At 58.7% G+C, this 23473-nt stretch carries 20 protein-coding genes; 13 read left to right on the forward strand and 7 right to left on the reverse strand.

Annotated features, from left to right (window positions below):
• Positions 1 to 71: 71 nt before the first annotated feature.
• A complete protein-coding gene (mvaT, locus tag ACQKEK_RS00660) occupies positions 72 to 449 on the reverse strand; it encodes a histone-like nucleoid-structuring protein MvaT (protein ID WP_045429487.1) in 378 nt (125 codons plus the stop codon).
• A 467-nt stretch (positions 450 to 916) separates the two neighbouring features.
• Here mvaT and purU point away from each other — a divergent pair, with 467 nt between their 5' ends.
• From purU to ACQKEK_RS00675, 3 genes are read left to right on the forward strand one after another with little or no spacing between them, the layout of a single operon-like run.
• On the forward strand, positions 917 to 1768 hold the full coding sequence (purU, locus tag ACQKEK_RS00665) for a formyltetrahydrofolate deformylase (RefSeq protein WP_128121062.1): 852 nt from the start codon (positions 917 to 919) through the stop codon (positions 1766 to 1768).
• A gap of 27 nt (positions 1769 to 1795) precedes the next feature.
• Positions 1796 to 2014 (forward strand): hypothetical protein, encoded by a 219-nt coding sequence (locus ACQKEK_RS00670; protein WP_499140739.1) that lies wholly within the window; start codon positions 1796 to 1798, stop codon positions 2012 to 2014.
• A gap of 38 nt (positions 2015 to 2052) precedes the next feature.
• Complete coding sequence (locus tag ACQKEK_RS00675) at positions 2053 to 3519, forward strand: helicase HerA-like domain-containing protein (protein WP_499140740.1); 1467 nt, start codon at positions 2053 to 2055, stop codon at positions 3517 to 3519.
• 80 nt (positions 3520 to 3599) lie between these two features.
• Here ACQKEK_RS00675 and ACQKEK_RS00680 read toward each other — a convergent pair whose 3' ends face one another.
• The 3 genes from ACQKEK_RS00680 to yaaA all read right to left on the reverse strand — a co-directional run bounded on the left by ACQKEK_RS00680 (position 3600) and on the right by yaaA (position 7118).
• A complete protein-coding gene (locus tag ACQKEK_RS00680; protein WP_128121065.1) occupies positions 3600 to 3809 on the reverse strand; it encodes a hypothetical protein in 210 nt (69 codons plus the stop codon).
• A 368-nt stretch (positions 3810 to 4177) separates the two neighbouring features.
• Positions 4178 to 5623: a mannose-1-phosphate guanylyltransferase/mannose-6-phosphate isomerase gene (locus ACQKEK_RS00685; protein ID WP_128121554.1), complete on the reverse strand. Its 1446-nt coding sequence runs from the start codon at positions 5621 to 5623 to the stop codon at positions 4178 to 4180.
• A 718-nt stretch (positions 5624 to 6341) separates the two neighbouring features.
• Positions 6342 to 7118 (reverse strand): peroxide stress protein YaaA, encoded by a 777-nt coding sequence (gene yaaA / locus ACQKEK_RS00690; protein ID WP_499140741.1) that lies wholly within the window; start codon positions 7116 to 7118, stop codon positions 6342 to 6344.
• 134 nt (positions 7119 to 7252) lie between these two features.
• On the opposite strand from yaaA, the gene dmeF reads away from it, so the two are divergent.
• The 5 genes from dmeF (at position 7253) to moaE (ending at position 11177) form a co-directional block, all read left to right on the forward strand.
• On the forward strand, positions 7253 to 8203 hold the full coding sequence (gene dmeF / locus ACQKEK_RS00695) for a CDF family Co(II)/Ni(II) efflux transporter DmeF (protein ID WP_499140742.1): 951 nt from the start codon (positions 7253 to 7255) through the stop codon (positions 8201 to 8203).
• 266 nt (positions 8204 to 8469) lie between these two features.
• Positions 8470 to 9858 (forward strand): PhoH family protein, encoded by a 1389-nt coding sequence (locus ACQKEK_RS00700; protein WP_499140743.1) that lies wholly within the window; start codon positions 8470 to 8472, stop codon positions 9856 to 9858.
• Between the two features lie 136 nt (positions 9859 to 9994).
• The gene (gene moaC / locus ACQKEK_RS00705) at positions 9995 to 10465 is read left to right on the forward strand and encodes a cyclic pyranopterin monophosphate synthase MoaC (RefSeq protein WP_064481699.1); all 471 of its coding nucleotides are present in this window, start codon (positions 9995 to 9997) and stop codon (positions 10463 to 10465) included.
• The gene (locus ACQKEK_RS00710) at positions 10462 to 10710 is read left to right on the forward strand and encodes a MoaD/ThiS family protein (RefSeq protein ID WP_128121550.1); all 249 of its coding nucleotides are present in this window, start codon (positions 10462 to 10464) and stop codon (positions 10708 to 10710) included. The genes moaC and ACQKEK_RS00710 overlap by 4 nt, the downstream gene beginning before the upstream one ends.
• 2 nt (positions 10711 to 10712) lie before the next feature.
• Positions 10713 to 11177 (forward strand): molybdopterin synthase catalytic subunit MoaE, encoded by a 465-nt coding sequence (gene moaE, locus ACQKEK_RS00715; protein WP_499140744.1) that lies wholly within the window; start codon positions 10713 to 10715, stop codon positions 11175 to 11177.
• 86 nt (positions 11178 to 11263) lie between these two features.
• Here moaE and rhlB read toward each other — a convergent pair whose 3' ends face one another.
• The 3 genes from rhlB to ACQKEK_RS00730 form a co-directional block, all read right to left on the reverse strand.
• Entirely contained in the window at positions 11264 to 12682 is a 1419-nt protein-coding gene (gene rhlB / locus ACQKEK_RS00720; protein WP_499140745.1) for an ATP-dependent RNA helicase RhlB, read from the reverse strand.
• Between the two features lie 99 nt (positions 12683 to 12781).
• Entirely contained in the window at positions 12782 to 13717 is a 936-nt protein-coding gene (locus tag ACQKEK_RS00725; protein ID WP_499140746.1) for a GGDEF domain-containing protein, read from the reverse strand.
• Between the two features lie 218 nt (positions 13718 to 13935).
• Positions 13936 to 14592 (reverse strand): alpha/beta hydrolase, encoded by a 657-nt coding sequence (locus ACQKEK_RS00730; RefSeq protein WP_499140747.1) that lies wholly within the window; start codon positions 14590 to 14592, stop codon positions 13936 to 13938.
• A gap of 344 nt (positions 14593 to 14936) precedes the next feature.
• Between ACQKEK_RS00730 and ACQKEK_RS00735 the strand changes: the two genes are divergently transcribed.
• The 5 genes from ACQKEK_RS00735 to purL all read left to right on the forward strand — a co-directional run bounded on the left by ACQKEK_RS00735 (position 14937) and on the right by purL (position 23183).
• Positions 14937 to 15965: an amino acid ABC transporter substrate-binding protein gene (locus ACQKEK_RS00735; RefSeq protein ID WP_499140748.1), complete on the forward strand. Its 1029-nt coding sequence runs from the start codon at positions 14937 to 14939 to the stop codon at positions 15963 to 15965.
• An 88-nt stretch (positions 15966 to 16053) separates the two neighbouring features.
• Entirely contained in the window at positions 16054 to 17238 is a 1185-nt protein-coding gene (locus ACQKEK_RS00740) for an amino acid ABC transporter permease (RefSeq protein WP_045429450.1), read from the forward strand.
• A 10-nt stretch (positions 17239 to 17248) separates the two neighbouring features.
• Positions 17249 to 18346: an amino acid ABC transporter permease gene (locus tag ACQKEK_RS00745; RefSeq protein ID WP_499140749.1), complete on the forward strand. Its 1098-nt coding sequence runs from the start codon at positions 17249 to 17251 to the stop codon at positions 18344 to 18346.
• A 10-nt stretch (positions 18347 to 18356) separates the two neighbouring features.
• Positions 18357 to 19133, forward strand: coding sequence for an amino acid ABC transporter ATP-binding protein (locus ACQKEK_RS00750; protein WP_045429444.1), 777 nt, complete (start codon positions 18357 to 18359; stop codon positions 19131 to 19133).
• Positions 19134 to 19286: 153 nt separating this feature from the next.
• Positions 19287 to 23183: a phosphoribosylformylglycinamidine synthase gene (purL, locus tag ACQKEK_RS00755; protein WP_499140750.1), complete on the forward strand. Its 3897-nt coding sequence runs from the start codon at positions 19287 to 19289 to the stop codon at positions 23181 to 23183.
• The last annotated feature ends 290 nt before the right edge of the window (positions 23184 to 23473 follow it).

Here is a 23473-nt window from a genome sequence, read left to right on the forward strand (position 1 = left end):
CTTGGTCAGGGAACAAAAAAGCCATCTGAGCAAGGCTGCGTCAGATGGCTTTTAGGGGTGTGGCGTAAAACTTAGCCCAACAGAGTGGCCCAGCTTTCAACCTCGTCGGAGCCCCATTGTGCTTTCCACTCTTTCAACGTCTTGTGATTGCCACCCTTGGTTTCAATCACTTCACCGTTGTGCGGATTCTTGTACTGCTTGACGCGGCGGGCGCGCTTGGTTGTGGCAGGCGCCTTGGATGCACGCTGCGGCTTGTTGCTACGGGCATCCGGGTCTAGTAGAGCGATAATGTCGCGAAGCGACTTTTGATATTCGCCCATCAGCTCGCGCAGTTTGCCTTCAAACTCAAGTTCCTTTTTTAGCTTGTCATCTTCTGACAGGGACTTCAGGCGTTCCTGTAGTTCCTTGATAGCTTCTTCAGTAGCGCGGTATTCATTGATCAGCGACATGTCACTTCCTTGGTATAGGTTTGAACGCAAGTGACAGCAATCATAGACAGCTGCCGCGGACAAGTAAATGTTGGCCTGGGTAAAGTTTTGCTTACTTTGTTTCATCGCGGTTGCAGGGCGATTCGAAGTGCCTAGTTGAACCTGGCATCGGTGAAGTACTGCACATAATCGAAGGTCGCGACGGATCCCGTCACGCTTAATATGCCGTCTCGATATTTGATAAAAATTGGCTCCCTATCTTTTGGAGGTGTTGTGTTTCCTTTGCCCACTGGGGCCAACGGAAACTTGGCCCTCCGATTATTACGGTCTTAATCGCAGTGTTTCTTTGCACTCGACAGGGGCGACTCGATCCGCGTGCGGGCGACAGTCCGGGCCATGCTTTGGTCCTGGCTGAATAATATGGTGGTGGTTTTCTTCGCTGCGCTAGAATGCCCGGTCTTTATGGGTAAGCCGGAGTTAACTTAAAAATGCGCACATTCAGGCTGGTTATCGCCTGTCCCGACGGCGTCGGCATTGTGGCCAAGGTCGGTAATTTCCTGGCGACCTACAATGGCTGGATCACCGAAGCCAATCACCATTCCGATCATCAGAGTGGTTGGTTCTTCATGCGGCACGAGATTCGCGCTGATTCGCTGCCGTTCGATCTTGATGGCTTTCGCCAAGCCTTTGCGCCAATCGCGCGCGAATTTTCCATGGAATGGCGCATTACCGACTCAGCTCAGCGCAAGCGGGTAGTGCTAATGGCCAGCCGCGAGTCGCACTGCCTCGCTGATCTGCTGCATCGTTGGCACAGTGGGGAACTGGATTGCGACATTCCTTGTGTGATCTCCAATCATGACGACCTGCGCAGCATGGTCGAGTGGCATGGCATTCCGTATTTCCATGTGCCTGTCCAGCCGGGGCGCAAGGACGAGGCTTTTGCCGAGGTGTCGCGCCTGGTTCGCGAGCAACGCGCCGACGCCATCGTACTGGCGCGCTACATGCAGATTCTGCCGGCCGAGCTCTGCGAGGAATATGCGCAGCGGGTGATCAATATCCATCACAGCTTTCTGCCATCGTTCGTCGGGGCAAAGCCTTACCACCAGGCCTCGTTACGGGGTGTCAAGCTTATCGGTGCGACTTGCCATTACGTGACTGAAGAGCTCGATGCCGGGCCGATCATCGAGCAGGACGTGGTGCGCGTCAGCCATCGTGACAGCATCGAGGACATGGTTCGGCTGGGTAAGGACGTGGAAAAGATGGTGCTGTCGCGTGGTTTGCGCTATCACCTGGAAGAGCGAGTACTGGTGCATAGCAACAAGACGCTGGTATTCAACTGATCCATCACGACTGGCGCCGGAGGCGAGATGAGCAACCCACTGGACAAGGCTGGCGCGAAGGCGCCACCGATTATCGGTAGTGGTTGTACCCAGCGCTACGACCCTGACCAGATGGGCCCTGAGCTGGGGACTGACTTTCCAGATGCCGAAACACTCTGGAAGCGTCATCTGAATGCGCTCGATGGCGCAGCCGGTGACACTCCAATTGACGATGCTGAACCCAGCAGCTCGATGCCGGCGGGCTAGCGAGGGCTGCAGACCAATCCACTGCTCGTGAGGCTGCAATGAAACAGACAGGCCGCCTGGTTTTAGGGGCTGACGCGACGGGCGAACCCAGCGTCCACCCGCTGCATCTGGCCAATCGTCACGGTCTGATCGCCGGTGCGACGGGTACTGGCAAAACAGTGACCTTGCAGCGCCTCGCGGAACAGTTCAGCGAGGCTGGCGTCGCTGTTTTCGCGGCGGATATCAAAGGCGACTTGTGTGGCCTGGGTGCCGCTGGCGATCCGCAAGGAAAGATCGCCGAGCGGATCGCCAACATGCCCTGGCTCGACCATCGGCCCCAGGCGTACCCGGTGGTCTTGTGGGACGTGCATGGCGTGAGTGGCCATCCACTGCGGACGACGCTTACCGAGATGGGACCGTTGTTGCTAGGCAATCTGCTGGAGCTGAGCGATAGCCAGCAAGCGGCGCTCTATGCGGCATTCAAAGTGGCCGATCGCGAAGCGCTGCTGTTGCTCGATCTGAAAGATCTCAAGTCGTTGCTTGCTCATTTGAAACTGCATCCTGAAGTGCTCGGGGACGATGCAGCCTTGTTTACGAGTGCATCGTCACAGGCGCTGTTGCGGCGGCTGGCGACACTGGAGCAGCAGGGAGCCGAAGCGCTCTTCGGTGAGCCGGCGCTGGCGCTTGAGGACATCTTGCAGCCAGCGCACGACGGGCGCGGGCGGATCCATCTGTTAGACGCCAGCCAGCTCGTGCATCAGGCGCCCAAAGTCTATGCGACTTTCCTGCTGTGGCTACTGGCTGAGCTGTTTGAACAGCTTCCCGAGCGCGGCGATGCCGATCGACCTCTGCTCGCGCTGTTCTTCGATGAAGCGCACCTCCTTTTCAACGGCACTCCGAAAGCCTTGCAGGACAGGTTGCTGCAAGTGGTCAGGCTGATTCGCTCGAAGGGTGTGGGCGTGTATTTCGTCACCCAGTCCCCCACGGACCTGCCGGACGATGTGCTGGCTCAGTTGGGCCTGCGCGTGCAGCATGGGCTCAGAGCCTATACGGTCAAGGAACAGAAAGCCCTGCGGGCGGTAGCAGAAGGTTTTCGCACCAATCCGGCATTTTCGTCTCTGGACACTTTGGCCGGGCTGGGGATCGGCGAAGCGCTGGTCGGAGGTCTCGAGGACAGAGGCACGCCGTCGATGGCTCAGCGTGTTGCAGTCGCGCCTCCTCAATCGCGGATCGGGCCGCTAACTGAGCGCGAGCGACACGACTTGATCGCCAATTCACCCCTTAGAGGCCGTTACGACAGGCCGGTCGATCGTGAATCTGCTTATGAGATATTGCTCGAACGGGCGAAGCAGGCTTCCGATAACCAAACGCCAGTGAAGGCCGCTACGTCAAGAAACGAGGTCACCGATGCGCTGGGTGACGCTGCCGGGCGGGTATTTAAGAGCGCAATGCGGCAGGCTGCGACGCAGCTGGGCCGGCAGTTGGCACGGGGGCTTCTGGGCTCTTTGTTGGGCGGTAAGCGGTGATCAGAAGCGATCAGTTGCGATGGCTAAGCTGCTGCTGCTGACGGCAGGGCGTGCGGTGCAGATTTTTACAACGCTGCGGATTACTTGGCTTGAGCGGCTTGCTCTGACAACTCTTTTTCGATTTTCTGCAACTCCGCCTTGAATACCTGATCGTGAACGGTCGGCTTTTTACGCCATGGCTTCCGCTCGGGATCGGGCTGCGCGGCATAGGTCGTTATTTCCCCGCCATACACAGCCTGGAAACGGTTGGCTTGCTTCTCCAGTTCGGCGCGTAGTTCTTCTTTTGTCACGTCTTTTTTTGCCTCTTTGTTATAGGTCTATTTGCAGCGCGGCGCGCTAAGGGGTGCGAGCTATAGGCTCGAATGAGGCCCGGCTCGGGTTGAGTGTGTGTGAGGTAGGGGAAACATTACTGCAAGCGGGCTAGGCTAAACAAGCGTGCCCGTAAAACTATCCGGTAGTAATGCAATATTGAGTCATATCATGAAGCATACCCGCGCAAGTTATCGCTAAAGGCGGGCTAGAGGTTTGAGCTGTAAGAACACGTTTTGCGGTCGGGGTAGTAACTCGAGCAGCCAGCTGGTTTAGCAATGTGTATCCACGGCAGGAGCTTACAAAAAAACCGCGCCTCATTGGGCGCGGTTTTTTTTGCCACATCTAGTTAGCGAGCCGACTGGCTGGCCACATCATTCGGCGCGCGGCCATATACGTCGTCCAGACGCTCGATATCATCCTCGCCCAGATAGCTGCCCGACTGGACTTCGATAATTTCCAGCGGGATTTTGCCAGGGTTGGCCAGGCGGTGAATGGACGTCACCGGGATATAGGTGGACTGGTTCTCGGTTAGCAGGAACGTCTTGTCGTTGCAGGTCACCTGGGCGGTGCCAGAGACGACGATCCAATGCTCGGCGCGATGATGGTGCATCTGCAACGACAGCTGCGCACCCGGATTGACGCAGATCCGCTTGACCTGGAAGCGACCACCCATATCGACCGAGTCGTACCAGCCCCACGGGCGGTAAACGGCGCAGTGGTTCTGCGTTTCGGAGCGGTTCATGGCGTCGAGCTTGTTCACCAGCTTCTTGACGTCCTGGACCTTGTCCTTATGAGCGATCATGGTCGCGTCTTTGGTCTCGACCACTACGATGTTATCCAGGCCGACTACGGTTACCAGCTTGCCGTTACCGTGAACCAGGCAGTTGCGGCTGTCTTCGACGATCACGTCGCCTCTGGTCACGTTACCGTTTTCGTCTTTTTCCAGCACATCCCAAAGCGATGACCAGGAGCCAACATCGCTCCAGCCTGCCGACATGGGCACGACGCATGCCAGTTCGGTTTTTTCCATTACCGCGTAGTCAATGGAGTTGTCCGGACAGCAGGCAAAAGTGGCTGGATCGATCAGCAGCTCTTCGCCGTTCTTGATACTGCGCTCCAGCGCAACCCAGCAGGTGTCATAGATATCCGGATCGTGCTTCTTCAGCTCGTCTAGGAAAACGCTGGCACGGAACAGGAACATGCCACTGTTCCAGTAGTAGTCGCCGGAATCGACGTATTCCTGAGCGCGCACTTCATCCGGCTTTTCAACGAACTCTGTGACGCGGTTGACGCCTTCTGGCAGCCCGTTACGTCCCTCGTGATCGCATTTGATGTAGCCGTAGCCGGTTTCCGGGCTGGTGGCAGGGATACCAAACAGGACCATGCCACCATTTTCGGCTGCATTGGTCGCCAGGGCTAGGGAGCGCTGGAAGGCTTTATGGTCTTCGATGACGTGATCGGCCGGCAGCACCAGAAGCAACTCGTCGCGGTCATCGGCAAGCAACTTCATCGCCGCAATGGCAATTGCCGGAGCAGTGTTGCGGCCGAACGGTTCAAGCATGAGGCCCTGAGTTTGAAGCTTGCGTGCGGCCAACTGTTCTTTGACGATGAACCGGTGTTCCTTGTTACAGACCAGCAGGGGCGCTTGCATGCCTTCGAAGGCCAAGCGCTCGATGGTCTGTTGAAACAGTGTCTGCTCTGCCGTAAGGGCGAGGAACTGTTTGGGGAATGCCTTCCGCGAAAGAGGCCAGAGTCGAGAACCGCTGCCGCCTGAGAGGATGACCGGAATCATGTTGTTTCTCCTGAATCGTTGAGAAGGGGAAGTTCTTCTTGTCCATGTGGGCGGCCAGAGGTCTGTGCTCGCCATACGCTTCTTGGTCGGGCCTTCAGGTGCCGCGTGCCGTCAAGTTCAGTTGTCCTACAGGACCACTGTTTTCTAGGCGAACTGCGTGCTCCGAGCCTGAATGTGGGAGGTGCTGCCTGGTAGTCGATGGGCGCCGCACTTGATATTGCGGAGCTGATAGCGGTTCCGGGGTCGACGCCTGCGAGCGTCTGAACAATCTTGAGTTGGCAGGTGGGCATGCCGTTCAGCTGCGCTCTACCTGCCTGAGGCTGATGCGCCTGATAGTCGTTGATAAGTACCGACACTGCGCTGATCCGGCCCGTCTGTTCTCTCTTGAACACGCCCGGCGACCTCACGGATCTGCCTTGGCTGACACGCTGAAAACCTTGTTTTGAATTCCAATGCACGTTCATGTGCGACGTCCCTTTCCGCCTGGAAATGCCGGTACGCGCTTATGATTGCAGGTGCCTTCGGATAGTTCCCCGCTGGCGTGCCGTCGATCGGGGAGTTTTTGACGGGGGCAGAGGATGCGACAGGTTGCTGGCGCTGTACGCTGTGATTGGCGGGCGGGTTCAGCTCTGGTGTGCAGGGTAGATCGCGTCTGGAGGCGCGATGGCTGGGCTCCCCCCGCCAGGACAGCGAAGGGGGCACGGCCAGCTGGATGGAGTCAGCCTTGAGCGTCTCGCATAAATACCAGATGATCGGGCGATGAACTGTCAGGGCAATAGCGATAGCCGTCATAGTCAAAGCTTGTCAGCTGTTCGGGTTTCTTGATGCGTTCCTTGATCACATAGCGGCTCATCAAACCTCGGGCTTTCTTAGCGTAGAAGCTGATGATCTTGTATTGGCCGTTCTTCATATCCTTGAAGTCGACATCGATCACCCGCGCATTCAGCGCCTTGCGTTTCACGGCGCCGAAGTACTCGTTGGAAGCCAGGTTGAGCAAGACGTCGTCCCCCTGTGCGGCCAGTGCTTCGTTGAGCCATTCGCTTATCCGTTCGCCCCAGAAGGCGTACAGATCCTTGCCGCGAGGGTTAGCCAACTTCGTGCCCATCTCCAGACGATAGGGCTGCATCAGATCCAACGGTCGCAGGACGCCGTAGAGCCCGGACAACATGCGGAGGTGGCGCTGAGCGAAATCGAGATCCTCTTCAGAGAAGTCGTTGGCGTTCAGGCCGGTGTAAACATCGCCCTTGAACGCGAGGAGCGCCTGCTTGGCATTGCCCGGTGTAAAGGCCGCGTCCCAACTGCCATAGCGCGCCACGTTCAGCGCTGCGAGCTTGTCGGATAGGTGCATCAATTCGCCGATTTGCTGAGGCGACATGTCGCGCAACTGGCTGATCAGCGCCTGCGCGTGGTCCAGGTGTTCGGGCTGGGTGAAGCGTTCGGTCGTCGGTGGGGTGTCGTAGTCCAGAGTCTTGGCTGGGGAAATCACCATCAGCATGCAACGGTCTCCTTTAATGTCCGCGGATTCTAGGCGGTATAGCCGTTGTCGCTCCAGCTATGGCCTCGATTAGTTGTTGACCTTGACTCGGGGCGAGGGGGCACGCTCTTCTGTGATTTGACGAAGGAGGACACATGACCGACTGCAACCACTCGCACTGGCAGCCCTCGCACGACTATCGTCCTCTTGAGAAGGGCGCAGAAAAACAGACCTGGGCTGTTGTGCTGCTGACGGGCTTGGCCATGGTCGCCGAAATCGTCGCTGGCTATTGGTTCAACTCGATGGCTTTGCTGGCGGACGGCTGGCATATGGCATCGCATATGGTGGCGATTGGCATGTCGGCGATCGCCTACTTGCTCGCCCGACGCTATGCGTACGACCGGCGTTTTGCCTTCGGAACCTGGAAGATCGAGGTGCTGGCAGGTTTTGCCAGCGCTGTATTGCTGGTCATGGTGGCCCTGCTAATGATTGGCGAGTCGCTGATGCGCTTCTGGACACCGGCCCGGATCGGTTTTGACGAGGCGCTATGGGTAGCGGTGATCGGTTTGTTGGTGAATATGCTGTCCGCCTGGCTGCTACGCGACCAGCCCCACCATCATGGCCACGATCACGATCACGATCACGATCATTCAAGCGCGCCAGGAAAGGACTTGAACCGCCATGCGGCTTTCATTCACGTGTTGACTGATGGCCTGACTTCAGTCGCTGCGATTGTGGCCTTGCTGGGCGGCAAATACTTCGGCTGGGGTTGGCTAGATCCGCTGATGGGCATCATCGGTGCGATCGTGATCCTGATCTGGGCCAAAGGCTTGTTGCGTGAAACGACAAAGGCGCTGCTGGATCGAGAAATGGACGATCCACTGGTGCGGCGGGTGCGGGAACGGTTGGAGCAACTGCCGGATACCGACGTGACCGATCTGCATTTATGGCGAGTCGGGCGTGCGCAATACAGTTGCATCGTCAGTGTTGTCACTCATCAGCCGTACTCGGCCGATCGTTACAAGGCTCAGCTGGTTGAGTTTCCAGAACTGGTACACGTGACGGCGGAGGTGAACAGGTGCGGCGAAAACGCACAGGGTGATTAGCGAGACTAATCCTGGTTCCGGGCTGCGCCAAGCGCTATTCGTCGTTCCGATAAAAAAACGTCATCAGTTTGAAAAAGACTTTTTCCTGTCATCTTTTTTGCGGTATTACCTGAAGCAAGACCGCCGAAACCTGCACTCACAGGTGGCGGCCTCTGGGTGGCCCCAAGCCCCTGCCACCCAAGTCCGCTCACCTTGCGCACGGTGGTTCTTTCTGCGGCGGAGCGCTTTGGCTCTCCGTCGATCCGGCTCCGAAAAGGTGATCGCGTATGGATGACTACGGCAGACCCCGCGCAACTCAGCCCACCCTTTACGTTCTTGATACCAACGTTCTGATTCACGACCCCAACGCGCTGTTGAACTTCCAGGAGCATCAGGTCGCCATCCCGATGACCGTGCTCGAAGAGCTGGACCAGCTCAAGACCGGCAAGCACAGCGTGGCTGCAGAGTGTCGACAGGTGATCCGCCTGATCGACAAGGTGCTGGGTGACGCTACCCCCGAAGAAGTCGAACTTGGTGTCCCCATTCAGCGTGAAAAAAGCGGCCCGTGCGGCAGCCTGTCGATCCTGATGAGCAAAGTCGCCGATTCAAACGGGCTTCCAGAGGACCTCAACGACAACAAGATCATCAATCAGGTCGTCGATCTGCAGCGGCGCAGCGCGGGCGTTCCGGTGGTGTTGGTCACCAACGATATCAATATGCGGCTCAAGGCGCGTGCCTGCGGCGTCGCCTCGGAGGATTACCACACTGACAAACTGGTCGACGACGTCGGGCAGTTGTCCCGCGGATATCACAGCCTCAGCGGGTCGTTCTGGGACAGGGTCAGCAAGGTCGATACCCATCAGGGGCATGGCCGCACCTGGCATCGGGTTCAGTTGATCGACAACTTGCCCGCCGTGCACGTCAACGAATTCATTCTCGATGAGCAAGGTTTCGTTGGCTGGATCAAGGGCATCAAGGCCGACGAATTGCTATTGCTCGACATGCATCAGGAGCCCCTGCTGCATCAGGAGGCCTGGGGGCTGCGGCCGCGTGATATCCATCAGGCGTTGGCGCTCTTTGCACTGCTCGACCCGGATATTCATCTCGTCAATCTGACGGGCGCAGCGGGGTCGGGCAAGACAATCCTGGCCCTGGCGGCCGCCATCGAGCAGACAGTGGTGAGTAAGCGTTACCGTCGCATCATCGCCACGCGCAGCGTGCAGGGCCTGGATGAAGACATCGGTTTCCTTCCAGGCACCGAGGCGGAAAAGATGGAGCCGTGGCTGGGTGCGATCACCGATAACCTCGAAGCGCTGCACATGGACGACGAGAGCACTCACGGCAGCGTCGATTACATCCTGCAAAAGGTTCCGCTGCAGTTCAAATCCTTGAACTACATCCGCGGACGCAGCTTCCAGCAGAGCCTGATCCTTATTGATGAATGCCAGAACCTGACGCCGCACCAGATGAAGACCATCATCACCCGGGCCGGCAGCGGATCGAAGGTGGTCTGCCTCGGTAACCTGGCTCAGATCGATACGCCGTACCTGTCCGCGACCAGTTCGGGGCTTACCTACCTCACCGAACGATTCAAGGACTTCCCGCACGGGATGCACATCACCTTGCAGGGCGTTCCTCGTTCGGTCCTGGCCGAGTACGCCGAGGCCCATATGTAGTAACACTGCTGGAGGCTGGAGTTAGCAGCTCCAAGCAATCAAGGCCTAGAAGGAAGCGATGGCACGGGCTCGCTTCCAGCTTCCAGCTTCCAGCTGAGCTAAACTGCGGGACCTCACAGTCTCAGCAGGATTAGAAATGCTCACGCACCTCGATTCCCAAGGGCGGGCCAACATGGTCGACGTTACTGCCAAGGCCGTCACGGCGCGCGAGGCGGTTGCGGAAGCCAAGGTTCGCATGCTTCCCGAAACCCTGCAGATGATCCAGCAAGGCGGGCATCCGAAGGGCGACGTCTTCGCGGTCGCCCGTATCGCTGGCATTCAAGCAGCAAAAAAGACTCACGAACTGATCCCCCTCTGCCATCCCTTACTGTTGACCAGCATCCGGCTCGACCTGCAGCCGGAAGGCGACGATTGCGTGAGGATCGAGGCGCGCTGCAAGTTGGCGGGCCAGACCGGTGTGGAAATGGAAGCTTTGACCGCTGCGAGCGTCGCAGCGCTGACGATTTATGACATGTGCAAGGCGGTCGACAAGGGCATGGTGATCGAGGGTGTTCGACTGTTAGAAAAACTGGGCGGCAAGAGTGGTCACTGGCAGGTGCCAGCATGATCCAGGTGCAGTTTTTTGCGCGTTATCGTGAGGCTCTGGGCCGTGATTCCGAACAGTTGGAATGGGACGCCTCCTGGCAACAGGTCGACGACCTGCGCTTGCGACTGCTGGAACGCGGGGCCGAGTGGGCGGTGCTTGGTGAGCAGAATCTGATGTGCGCGCGCAATCAGGAGCTGTGCAGCCTCGACGAGCCACTCGCAGACGGCGATGAAGTGGCGTTCTTTCCCACCGTGACGGGAGGCTGACCATGGGCGTACGAATCCAACAGAGTCCATTCGACCCTGGCGTCGAGCTCAATGCCTTGCATGCGGCCAATCTCGGTATTGGTGCGGTCACCTGTTTCGTCGGCTACGTACGTGATTTCAATGAGGGTCGCGATGTTGCTGGAATGTTCCTCGAGCATGCCCCGGGAATGACCGAGAAGGCGCTGCAGAAGATCATCGACGAGGCCGCTGGGCGCTGGCCGCTGCTCAGGTTGGAGATTCTGCACCGAGTAGGGCGCTTGGAGCCGGGGGAGCCCATCGTGTTTGTCGGTGCCGCCAGCGCTCACCGCGAGGCCGCTTTTGATGGGTGTCGATTCGTCATGGATTACCTGAAGACCCGCGCGCCTTTCTGGAAAAAGGAAGACACCCCGGAGGGAACACGCTGGGTCGAAGGTCGCTGCAGCGACCGGGATGCAGCCGATCGCTGGCAACAGGGTCCGACCGACTAGCCGAATGCGAGCCAGGATCCGTAGACTAGACTCTAGGTGCATAAAAGGCGAAGCCGGGTCCTGCTTCGCCTTTTTGTTTTCTGCGCTTAGCGCATGGGTGGGACAGCTGCCAGCAGCTCAGCAGGCGGCATTTCGCAGCTGATCGTTCGACCCAGCAATGCCTCGATCGCCGGCAGGGCGAAGGAATCGTCTTCCCCGGCAAAACTGATCGACGTGCCGCTGGCCCCGGCCCGGCCGGTCCGGCCGATGCGGTGGACGTAGTCGTCGGGGACTTCCGGCAGGGTGAAATTGATCACGTGGCTGATGCCATCGACATGAATCCCGCGGCCGGCGACATCGGTGGCAACCATCACGCGAATCTTGCCTTCGCGGAAACCTTCTAGTGCTCGGATGCGCTTGTGTTGGGGAACGTCGCCTGACATTTGAACAGCGCTGATGCCATCGCGGGTAAGGCGCTCCTCAATGCGACGCACCTCATCCTTGCGGTTGGCGAAGACCATCACGCGGGTCCAGTCATTCTGGGTAATGAGGTTGTAGAGCAACTTGTATTTGTCGCTGCCTGCCACGGCATACACGTGTTGTTCGACTGTGTCGCTGGCCACATTGATCGCTTCGATCTCGACGATGGCCGGGTCCGTGGTCCACTGCTTGGCCAGATTCATCACGTCTTCGGTGAAAGTGGCCGAGAACAGCAACGTCTGGCGTTCGCTCTTGGGGGGCGTCTGGCGAATGATCTGGCGGACCTGAGGAATGAAGCCCATGTCTAGCATGCGATCCGCTTCGTCGAGCACCAGCACCTCAACCATATCCAGGTGCACTTCGCCGCGCTGATTGAAGTCCAGCAGGCGTCCGGGCGTTGCTACCAGGATGTCGCAATAGCGAGACTCGAGCGCCTTGAGTTGCTTGTCGAAGTCCATGCCGCCGACAAAACTCATGACGTTCAAACCGGTGTATTTGGTCAAGTTCAGCGCGTCATTAGCAATTTGCACGACCAGCTCACGAGTCGGCGCGATGATCAGGGCACGTGGCTCGCCCATGTATCGATCCGCAGGTGGTGGGGTTTGTAGCAGCTGAGTAATGGTCGAGATCAGGAACGCGGCGGTTTTGCCGGTGCCGGTCTGGGCCCGGCCAATAGCGTCGCGGCCTTTGAGGGTAAAGCCGAGAACCTGAGCCTGGATCGGTGTGCAATAAGGGAAGCCAAGGTCGTGAATGGCGTGCATAAGCCCGGGGGCGAGCTTGAAGTCATGAAACCGGGTCTTGCCTTCGGCTGGCTCGACTGCGAAATCTTCCAGCTTCCAGACTGGCGCCGGCGGGGCGGCAGGCTTGCTTGCCCGTTCACGGCGCGGCCTGGGGCTGGCCTTGGGGGCATCATCCTGTTGCGTTTTGGCCTTTTCGAAGTACGCCGGGTCGCTGGCGCCCTGGTGTATTGAGGTGCTGATTTCAACTTCGGTGGTCGCAGGCTGATTCGAGCCTTTGCCAAACATCTTCTTTAGTGCTTTGAGCACGGTCTTCTCGTCTGTGTCTTGTAAGGTTTGCTCGCCAGTGTAATGCAAGAAGCAGATACGGCGAAGACTTGCTCAGGGATGGTCGGTCGCAGCGCTGTTTCAACCGCAGACGCGATTTCGGCCCAGTTCCTTGGCTCGGTAGAGCGCGCGATCAGCCTCGTTGATGAGGCTGTCCAGATCATCGTTCAATCGCATCGGTGCTACGCCAATCGATATGGTCACTCCCGGCAGTAAGCCGATGGGCGAATGGAACGAGGCGACGTCTTCAAGGCTGCGACGTAGCCGTTCTGCAACGTTTCGCGCATCTCCGATGGTCATCTCGGGCAGCAGTACCACGAATTCTTCGCCGCCATAGCGCACCAGGCTGTCGGCTGGGCGCAGCAGTTTGCCGAGTGTGTTGACCACCAGGCAGAGCGCATGATCGCCCGCCAGATGCCCAAGTTTGTCGTTGTATTCTTTGAAGCGATCGACGTCGAGCATCAGGAGCGAAAGTGGTTGGCCGCCCAGTGCGCAGCGGGCGCTCTCGCGACCGTAGATATGCTCCAACCAGCGGCGATTGAACGAGCCGGTCAGCTTGTCGATATTGGCATTTTGCTCGCTATTGATGATCAGGCGGTCGCTCAGGCGCACACGCTGGCAAAGCAGTTCAGCCAGGTTCTGCATCAGCTGTGGCGAGCGAGTCAGCAACTGCATCGAACGTCGATGCACGCGCAGCAGGACCGAATCCGCCAGTGCCAGTACGTACGCCGATGGGGGCAGATCGTCCATGAAGCTGATTTCACCCGCGCAGTCGCCGGGGCCAATTGAGCGAACCGGGCTGCCTTCGAGCGAATCCAGATGGACCGCCAGCTCACCGCCAAGAACCAGATAGAGATAGTGGTTATGTACGTGCGGCGATAGCAGAATTTCGCCAGGTATGGCCGTGCAGGGCTCGAAGACTTCCTGCAGCAGGCGCAGACAGGGTTCGTCCACTCGGTCTAGCAGGCGCGCCTGTCTGAGGTGCTGCATTTCTACCCGCCAGCTGGCCGGGTTCATGGCTGCACAATCCGCTCGGATGACATCCTCGTCATGACTATCGCACGCATCCCTTCAAGGCTGGCTAGGTCGGCTTCTGCTGGCCGCGATGCAACACTACAACGGCAGGCGCATCGAGTTTTGTTCTACCCATGCCAAGCGTAGCTGTAATCACCAATCAAGACAGGCGCGCAGCGTCACATTTTTTCTTTGCAGTCGGTCAACTATCGCTGAGTACATCAATCCAGCCGAGCGGCCAGCCATTCGCCGATATCGCGAATTTCCTGGGGTACCACCTCGTGGGCCATCGGGTAGTCCTTCCATTGTGCCTGCACCTGGTTCTGTATCAGGCAGTCATAGGCGGCACGCCCCATTGCCGGCAGCACGACATCATCCCTCGCACCGTGTAGCGCCAGTACCGGAAGCGCGGCCTGCAATGGCGACAGCTTCAGGTCCGGATTGAAGGTCGGTGCGTAGGTGGAAAGGGCGATGACACCACCCAGAGGGCCGGGCCAGCGCAGGAAGGCTGTGTGGTAGACGACTGCACCGCCTTGGGAGAAGCCGGCCAGAAAAATGCGAGCGGGATCGATGCCACTGTCGCGCTGTGCCTCGATCAGGTCGATCACGCTTTGCGCTGACTGTTCCAGTTGCGCCTGGTCGATGGCGCGAGCGGGGCTCATCGCGAGGATGTCATACCAGCTCGGCATGGCCCAGCCACCGTTAATAGTGACCGCGCGAGTCGGTGCCTGGGGTAGCACGAAGCGTGTCGTCGTCAGCCGTTGCTGCAACGCTTCGGCGACTGGCTGGAAGTCGTAGCGGTCGGCGCCAAGGCCGTGCAACCAGATGACGCACGCGTCGGCGGTAGTTGCGGGTTCGATGATCAGCGGGTCACTCATGTTGGGCTCCGTTCGGGCGGCACGCGCCAGGTTGGTGCGGGCGCAGAGAAAAAATGCAGCAATCTGCGGCGAGGTTACCTTTACTGAGCTCGGCAATGAAGCGCACGGCGGCCCGTAAGGGGCCTTCAGGGTTCTGGTACGCCGCTTGCTTTGTCTGATTTGCCCAATGCGCCGGAAGTCAGCGGCACTTCTGCAAGCGGCGTGTTGGGAGGAGTTGCTGATAATCAAACGGCGGCTAGACTGAGGTCAGTTTCTTCTTCGCCCCCTCGAAAGGTATCGAGCGGCAGCCTGTGATCCAGGCGGAAGACTCTGACCACAAGAATAAAAGCAAACTGGAGGTTTCGATGATAAGGGTTAAATCCACACTGGCCGTGCTTGGTGCTGCGACACTTTTGGGCGCAAGCGGCTTGGCTCAGGCAGGGGCGACCCTGGACGCGGTGAAGAGCAAGGGCTTCGTGCAATGCGGCGTCAGCGACGGGCTACCTGGCTTTTCCTACACCGATGCCAAGGGCGAGTACAAGGGAATCGACGTGGATATCTGCCGTGCCGTTGCGGCTGCGGTGTTCGGTGATGCGAGTAAGGTCAAATACAGCCCACTGACCGCCAAGGAGCGCTTCACGGCGCTGCAGTCCGGTGAAGTCGACATGCTGTCGCGTAACACGACCTGGACCAGTTCGCGTGATGCTGCAATGGGGCTGAACTTTACTGGCGTGACCTACTACGATGGGCAGGGTTTTCTGGTCAACAAAGCGGTCGGTGTTTCCAGCGCCAAGGAACTCGACGGCGCGACCGTCTGCATCCAAGCGGGCACTACCACCGAACTGAACCTCTCCGACTACTTCCGCGCTAACAACCTCAAATACACCCCGATCACCTACGACACCTCCGACGAAAGCGCCAAGTCGCTGGAGTCAGGGCGTTGCGACGTGCTCACTTCTGACCAGTCCCAGCTTTACGCCCAGCGCATCAAGCTGGCCAAGCCGGACGACTACATCGTATTGCCTGAGGTCATCTCCAAAGAACCACTCGGCCCGGCCGTGCGTCAAGGTGATGAAGAATGGTTCGATATCGTTCGCTGGGCATTGTTCGGGATGATCAATGCGGAGGAGCTGGGTATCACTTCGGCCAATGTCGAGGAAAAGGCGAAGAACACCAAGAATCCTGACGTAGCTCGTCTCTTAGGCGCCGAAGGTGAATACGGCAAGGATCTGAAATTACCTAAGGATTGGGCGGTTCAGATCGTCAAGCAAGTCGGCAACTATGGCGAAGTGTTCGAGCGCAATATCGGTTCAGGTAGCGATCTGAATATTGAGCGCGGCCTGAACGCGCTTTGGACCAATGGAGGTCTGCAGTACGCGCCCCCGGTGCGTTGACCGAGCTGGGTCGGCGCTCTGCCGACCTTGTTTCAAGGATGAGCGCTGCCGGTGCCTGTGCACCGGCAGCGCCGTATGAGGTTTCTTGATGCGAACCATTGCCAAAGCAGGAGCCGCCCGCGGCTCGTTGCTCACGGACCCGCAGGCGCGTGCCTTTCTGTTTCAGGTCATCGCCGTAATAACAGTAGTAGCGATCGGCTGGTTTCTGTTTCACAACACACAGACGAACCTCGCGCACCGAGGCATTACGTCAGGCTTCGGTTTCCTCGATAACGCTGCCGGTTTCGGCATTTCCCAGCATCTGATCGACTACAGCGAGAGCGACTCTTATGGTCGTGTCTTCTGGGTTGGCCTGCTCAATACGCTGCTGGTCAGCATAATCGGCATCATCCTGGCCACTATTATCGGGTTCATTCTCGGGGTGGCGCGGCTTTCACCCAATTGGCTGATACGCAAGATCGCGACTGTCTATATAGAGACGTTTCGCAACATCCCGCCATTGCTGCAGATTTTCTTCGTCTACTTCGCAGTGCTCAGCCCGCTGCCAGGACCGCGAGAAAGCCTGAGTCTTTGGGATGTGGTGTTCATCAACAACCGAGGCGTTCAGATGCCCGCGCCCAGTGCTGGGGAAGGCTTCTGGTCGTTTTGGGTGGCGATGTTCGTCGCGCTGGTGGCGATCGTCATGCTCAATCGCTGGGCACGTGCTCGGCGTCACGCCACCGGCCAGACGTTTCCCATCTTTTCAGCCAGCCTGGCATTGTTTATCGCAATCCCCTCGATCTGCTCGCTGGTGATGGGAGCGCCTTTTCTTTGGGAAGTGCCCGAGCTTCAGCGTTTCAATATTCGTGGCGGCTGGGTTGTGATTCCCGAGCTGGTGTCGATTGTGCTTGCGTTATCGATCTACACCGCGGCTTTCATCGGTGAGACAGTCCGTGCAGGTATCCAGTCGGTCAGCCACGGGCAGACTGAAGCGGCCGCTTCGTTGGGCCTTCGTCCGGGACGTGTGTTGCGTTTGGTGATTATCCCCCAGGCCATGCGGGTGATCATTCCGCCACTCACCAGCCAATACCTCAACCTGGCGAAGAACTCTTCGCTAGCGGCAGCGATCGGTTATCCCGACATGGTTTCGCTGTTTGCAGGGACGGTGCTCAACCAGACCGGTCAGGCGATCGAAACCATGGCCATCACCATGAGTGTGTACCTCGCCATCAGCATCAGCATCTCGCTGCTGATGAACTGGTACAACAAGCGCATTGCGCTGATCGAGCGGTAAGGACGAGCGCATGACGACCCATACTTTCAAACCGGACCTGCCGGCGCCCTCTACCAATATTGGTGTGGTGGGCTGGATGCGGGCCAATCTGTTCTCCAACTGGATCAATACGTTGCTGACCCTGGTCGGTCTTTATCTGATCTGGTTGATAGTGCCTCCCATCATCGACTGGGCGATCATCAAGGCCGACTGGACTGGCGAAACCCGGGCGGACTGTTCGCGTGAGGGTGCGTGCTGGGTGTTTGTGCAGACGCGCTTCAGCCAGTTCATGTACGGCTTCTACCCACCGGAGCTGCGCTGGCGGGTGGATGCTACGGCCTGGCTCGCCATCATTGGTGCCGCGCCGCTGTTCTTGCGGCAGATGCGACACAAGGCAAGCTACGGCATCGCTTTTCTGGTGATCTATCCACTGCTTGCCTATTGGCTGTTGCATGGCGGCTTCCTGGGCCTTGAGACGGTTCCGACCAGCCGCTGGGGTGGTTTGATGCTGACCATCGTCATTGCCGCAGTCGGTATCGCTGGCGCACTGCCGCTCGGGATTCTGCTGGCGCTGGGTCGACGTTCGGATATGCCAGCCATCCGTGTCCTATGCATCACCTTCATCGAGTTCTGGCGCGGCGTGCCGCTGATCACCGTGCTGTTCATGTCCTCGGTGATGTTGCCGTTGTTCCTGCCGGAGGGCATGAACCTCGACAAGCTGATGCGTGCCATGGTGATGGTGGTGTTCTTCGAGGCGGCTTATATCGCCGAAGTGGTTCGTGGAGGCCTGCAGGCGATCCCTAAGGGGCAATACGAAGCGGCCGCGGCGATGGGCTTGGGTTACTGGCGCAGCATGGTGCTAGTGATTCTGCCGCAAGCCCTGAAGATGGTCATACCCGGCATCGTCAATACCTTCATCGCCCTGTTCAAGGACACCAGTCTGGTGATCATCATCGGTCTGTTCGATTTCCTTAACAGCATCAAGCGCGCCACCTCGGACCCTGCCTGGCTAGGCATGTCGACTGAGGGTTACGTATTTGCGGCGCTGGTCTACTGGATTTTCTGTTTTGGCATGTCGCGCTATTCCATGCACCTGGAACGCAAGCTCGACACCGGTCATCGAAATTAGGAGAGGCAACATGAACGACACATCTCTTCAGCCCGAACAGCCTGAGCAGGCCGGTGAACCGGTCATTCAGATGCAGGGCGTACACAAATGGTTCGGCCAGTTCCATGTGCTCAAGGACATTAATCTCAACGTGACCCAAGGCGAGCGCATCGTATTGTGCGGGCCCTCGGGATCAGGCAAGTCCACGACCATTCGTTGTCTTAATCGCCTTGAGGAACACCAGCAAGGGCGCATCGTAATCAATGGTGTGGAGCTGACCAACGATCTCAAGCAGATCGAAGCGATCCGCAGCGAAGTGGGCATGGTATTCCAGCACTTCAACTTGTTCCCGCACCTCACCGTGCTGCAGAACTGCACGCTGGCACCCATGTGGGTGCGCAAGATGCCGCGTCGCCAGGCCGAAGAAGTGGCCATGCACTATCTGGAACGCGTACGGATTCCGGAGCAGGCTGACAAGTTTCCGGGGCAGCTTTCCGGGGGCCAACAACAGCGCGTTGCGATTGCGCGGGCGTTGTGCATGAAGCCGAAGATCATGCTGTTCGACGAGCCCACGTCGGCGCTGGACCCGGAGATGGTCAAGGAAGTGCTGGATACCATGGTTGGCCTTGCCGAAAGCGGCATGACAATGCTCTGCGTGACCCACGAGATGGGCTTTGCACGCACCGTCGCTGACCGGGTGATCTTCATGGACAAGGGGGAGATCGTTGAGGAGGCGGAACCCGAGACCTTCTTCACTAATCCGAACAACGAGCGCACCAAGCTATTCCTCAGCCAGATCCTCCACTGATTCAGCGTTACATAGGGGCGTGAGTCATCAGCTCGAACTGAACGCTCACGTTCCGTCACTGAGCTTAAATCGGCGGCGTCCCCTTAGCCTCGGACGTCGTCATGGGCTAGAATACGCGGCCCGACTGCTCCCCCCTCCGAGGCTGTTCCGACGATGTTGATCCTGCGCGGCGCCCCCGCTCTTTCCGCCTTCCGTCACGGTAAGCTCCTGGCCCAATTGACCGATAAGGTCCCCGCTGTCAGCGGGTTGTACGCCGAGTTTGCTCATTTCGCCGAGGTATCCGGCACGCTTGGTGCGGACGAGCAGCAAGTACTGGCCCGGCTGTTGAAATACGGCCCAAGCGTTCCGGTTCAGGAACCGGCAGGAAGACTGTTTCTGGTCATTCCACGCTTCGGCACCATCTCGCCATGGTCGAGTAAGGCCAGCGACATTGCGCGCAACTGCGGCCTCGACAAGATCCAGCGCATTGAGCGCGGCATTGCCTACTACGTCGAAGGCGAGTTATCGGAGGCCGATGCTGGCTTGGTCGCAGCGGCCCTGCACGACCGGATGACCCAACTGGTGCTCGAGCAGTTCGAGGGTGCGGCGGATCTGTTTAGCCACGCACAACCCAAACCGCTGCGCGCGATCGATGTGCTGGGGGGCGGCCGTGCCGCGCTGGAGCAGGCCAATGTGGCGTTGGGTCTGGCTTTGGCCGAAGACGAGATCGATTACCTTGTTACCAGTTTCAACGGCCTTGGGCGTAACCCGCACGACATAGAGCTGATGATGTTTGCGCAGGCCAACTCCGAGCATTGTCGTCACAAGATTTTCAATGCCAGCTGGGACATCGATGGTGAAAGCCAGGAGAAGTCGCTGTTCGGCATGATCAAGAACACCTTTCAGATGCACGGCGAAGGCGTGCTGTCCGCTTACAAGGACAACGCCGCGGTCATCGTGGGTAACGTGGCCGGACGTTTCTACCCGGACGCGGAAACGGGCGAGTACTCTGCGAACCAGCAGCCTGTGCACATCCTGATGAAAGTGGAAACACACAACCACCCGACTGCGATCGCGCCGTTCCCAGGCGCTGCCACTGGCTCGGGTGGCGAAATCCGGGACGAGGGCGCTACCGGGCGCGGCGCAAAGCCGAAGGCCGGCCTCACAGGGTTCACCGTCTCCAACCTCAACATTCCAGGCTTCGAGCAGCCTTGGGAAGTGCCGTACGGCAAACCCGAGCGCATCGTGACGCCGCTCGACATCATGATCGAGGGGCCGCTGGGTGGCGCAGCGTTCAACAACGAATTCGGCCGTCCGGCCCTGAACGGTTATTTCCGGACCTTCGAGCAGACAATCAGCACCCCGCGAGGCGAAGAAGTGCGGGGTTACCACAAGCCGATCATGCTGGCTGGCGGCATGGGCAACATCCGTGAAGATCATGTTCAGAAAGCCGAGATCTCGATTGGTGGAAAGCTGATCGTGCTCGGTGGCCCGGCGATGCTCATCGGTTTGGGTGGCGGCGCAGCCTCATCCATGGCGACCGGCAGCAGCTCCGCCGATCTGGATTTCGCATCGGTGCAGCGTGACAACCCTGAGATGGAGCGTCGCTGTCAGGAAGTGATCGATCGTTGCTGGCAGCTTGGCGACAAGAACCCGATCAAGTTTATTCACGACGTCGGTGCCGGTGGTCTGTCCAACGCCTTTCCGGAACTGGTCAATGACGGCGGTCGTGGCGGTCGTTTCGAACTGCGCAACGTGCCTAACGATGAGCCTGGCATGGCGCCCCATGAGATCTGGTGCAACGAATCCCAGGAGCGATATGTACTGTCAGTCGATGCGGCGGACCTCGAGCGTTTCGAGGAAATCTGCAAGCGTGAGCGCTGCCCCTTCGCCGTAGTCGGCGAAGCCACGGCCGAGCCGCACCTGACGGTAGCCGACAGCCATTTCGGTAACAATCCGGTCGATATGCCGCTCAACGTCCTGCTCGGCAAAGCGCCGCGCATGCATCGCAGCGCTGTTCGCGAGGCCGAGCTGGGGGATGACTTTTCGCCTGATCAGGTCGACCTGTCAGAGGCGATCGCTCGCGTACTTCACCATCCAGCAGTCGCCAGCAAGAGCTTCCTGATCACCATCGGCGATCGCAGCATCACCGGCATGGTCGCGCGTGATCAAATGGTCGGGCCGTGGCAGGTCCCGGTGGCTGATTGCGCAGTCACGGCGACCAGCTATGACGTTTACACCGGCGAAGCCATGGCCATGGGCGAGCGTACACCGCTGGCTCTGCTCGATGCGCCCGCGTCGGGCCGCATGGCCATCGGCGAAACACTGACCAACCTCGCTGCGGCACGTATCGAGAAGATTTCCGACATCAAACTGTCCGCCAACTGGATGGCCGCTGCTGGGCATCCGGGTGAGGATGCGCGCCTGTTTGACACAGTCAAGGCGGTTGGCATGGAGCTTTGTCCGGAGTTGGGCATCACCATTCCGGTCGGCAAGGACTCCATGTCGATGAAGACCCGCTGGACCGAAGAGGGCGTAGACAAGTGCGTGACCTCGCCGCTCTCGCTGGTTGTATCCGGCTTTGCCCCGGTTGTTGATGTCCGCCAGACCCTGACGCCGCAGCTGCGTCTGGACAAGGGCGAAACTGATCTGATCCTCATCGACCTGGGTCGCGGCCAGAACCGTATGGGCGCGTCTATCCTGGCGCAGGTCTACGGCCAAATGGCGCGTCAGGCGCCGGATGTCGACGATGCGGAGGATCTGCAAGCCTTCTTCGCCGTAATCCAGGGGTTGAACGCAGACGGGTTGTTGTTGGCTTATCACGACCGTTCCGACGGCGGTTTGCTGACCACTGCGCTGGAAATGGCGTTCGCCGGCCATTGCGGACTCAACCTCAATCTCGATTCCCTTGTTGAAGCGGCCGCTCACATCCCGGCAGCGTTGTTCAACGAAGAATTGGGTGCGCTGATCCAGGTTCGCCAGGGCGATACGGAAATCGTTCTCGCACAGTTCAGCGCGGCAGGCCTTGCCGATTGCGTTTCGGTCATCGGGCAGCCGGTCAACAACAGCCATGTGGCGATCAAGTTTGAAGGCGCAGATGTTTTCGCCGGTGATCGCCGTCTGCTTCAGCGGCAGTGGTCCGAGACGAGCTATCAGATCCAGCGTCTTCGGGACAATGTCGACTGTGCCGATCAGGAGTTCGACGCGCTGCTTGAAGAAGACAACCCGGGCTTGAGCGTTACCCTAGGTTTCGACGTGAACGACAATATCGCCGCGCCGTACATCAAGCGTGGCGTGCGGCCTGAGGTGGCGATCCTGCGTGAGCAGGGCGTCAATGGGCAGACTGAAATGGCGGCTGCGTTCGACCGTGCAGGTTTCGCCGCCGTCGACGTGCACATGAGCGATATCCTGTCGGGACGTATCAGTCTGGAGCGATTCAAGGGGCTGGTTGCGTGTGGCGGTTTCTCCTATGGCGACGTGTTGGGCGCTGGCGAAGGCTGGGCCAAATCGATCCTGTTCAATGGTCGCGCTCGCGAAGATTTCAGTGCGTTCTTTGAACGCAAGGACAGCTTTGCCCTTGGCGTCTGCAACGGGTGCCAGATGTTGTCGAACCTGCACGAACTGGTACCTGGCAGCGAGTTCTGGCCGCACTTCGTGCGTAACCGTTCCGAGCAGTTCGAAGCGCGTGTGGCGATGGTACAGATTCAGGATTCCCCGTCGATCTTCCTTCAGGGCATGGCCGGGTCGCGGCTGCCGATTGCCATTGCCCACGGCGAGGGTCACGCGGAATTCGAAAGCGAAGAAGCGCTGCTTGAAGCGGACTTGTCCGGGACGGTAGCGCTGCGCTACATCGACAATCATGGCAAGGTCACCGAGCGTTACCCGGCCAACCCTGGCGGCTCGCCGCGTGGCATTACGGGGCTCACCACGCGGGACGGACGCGTGACGATCATGATGCCGCATCCGGAGCGTGTATTCCGTGCCGTGACCAACTCCTGGCGCCCTGACGAGTGGCAGGAGGATGGTGGCTGGATGCGCATGTTCCGTAATGCCCGGGTCTGGGTAGACTAAGGTTGGGTTAGGGCAGAGAGCCCGAAGCGTGCAAGCGTTTCGGGCTTTTTCTTGCCCGAAGACGAGCCGGTCCGCCATTGCTGAACCAAGCAACGACGCCAACGTCTGATCTTGACCTGGGGCACCCAATACGCTCTGGACCTGAACACAATCCACTCGGTGGAGCGCATGCTCCGCCAACCGTTTCTGTGCGGAGATGTTGATGTACAAGCTGTGTTTCTATCTGACTTATTAAAAGTTGTTATAAATCAGATACTTAAACGAATATAAAAGATCAGCTTCTACCCAAT

The organism is Pseudomonas sp. NPDC077408 (assembly GCF_050269105.1).
Classification (GTDB): domain Bacteria; phylum Pseudomonadota; class Gammaproteobacteria; order Pseudomonadales; family Pseudomonadaceae; genus Stutzerimonas.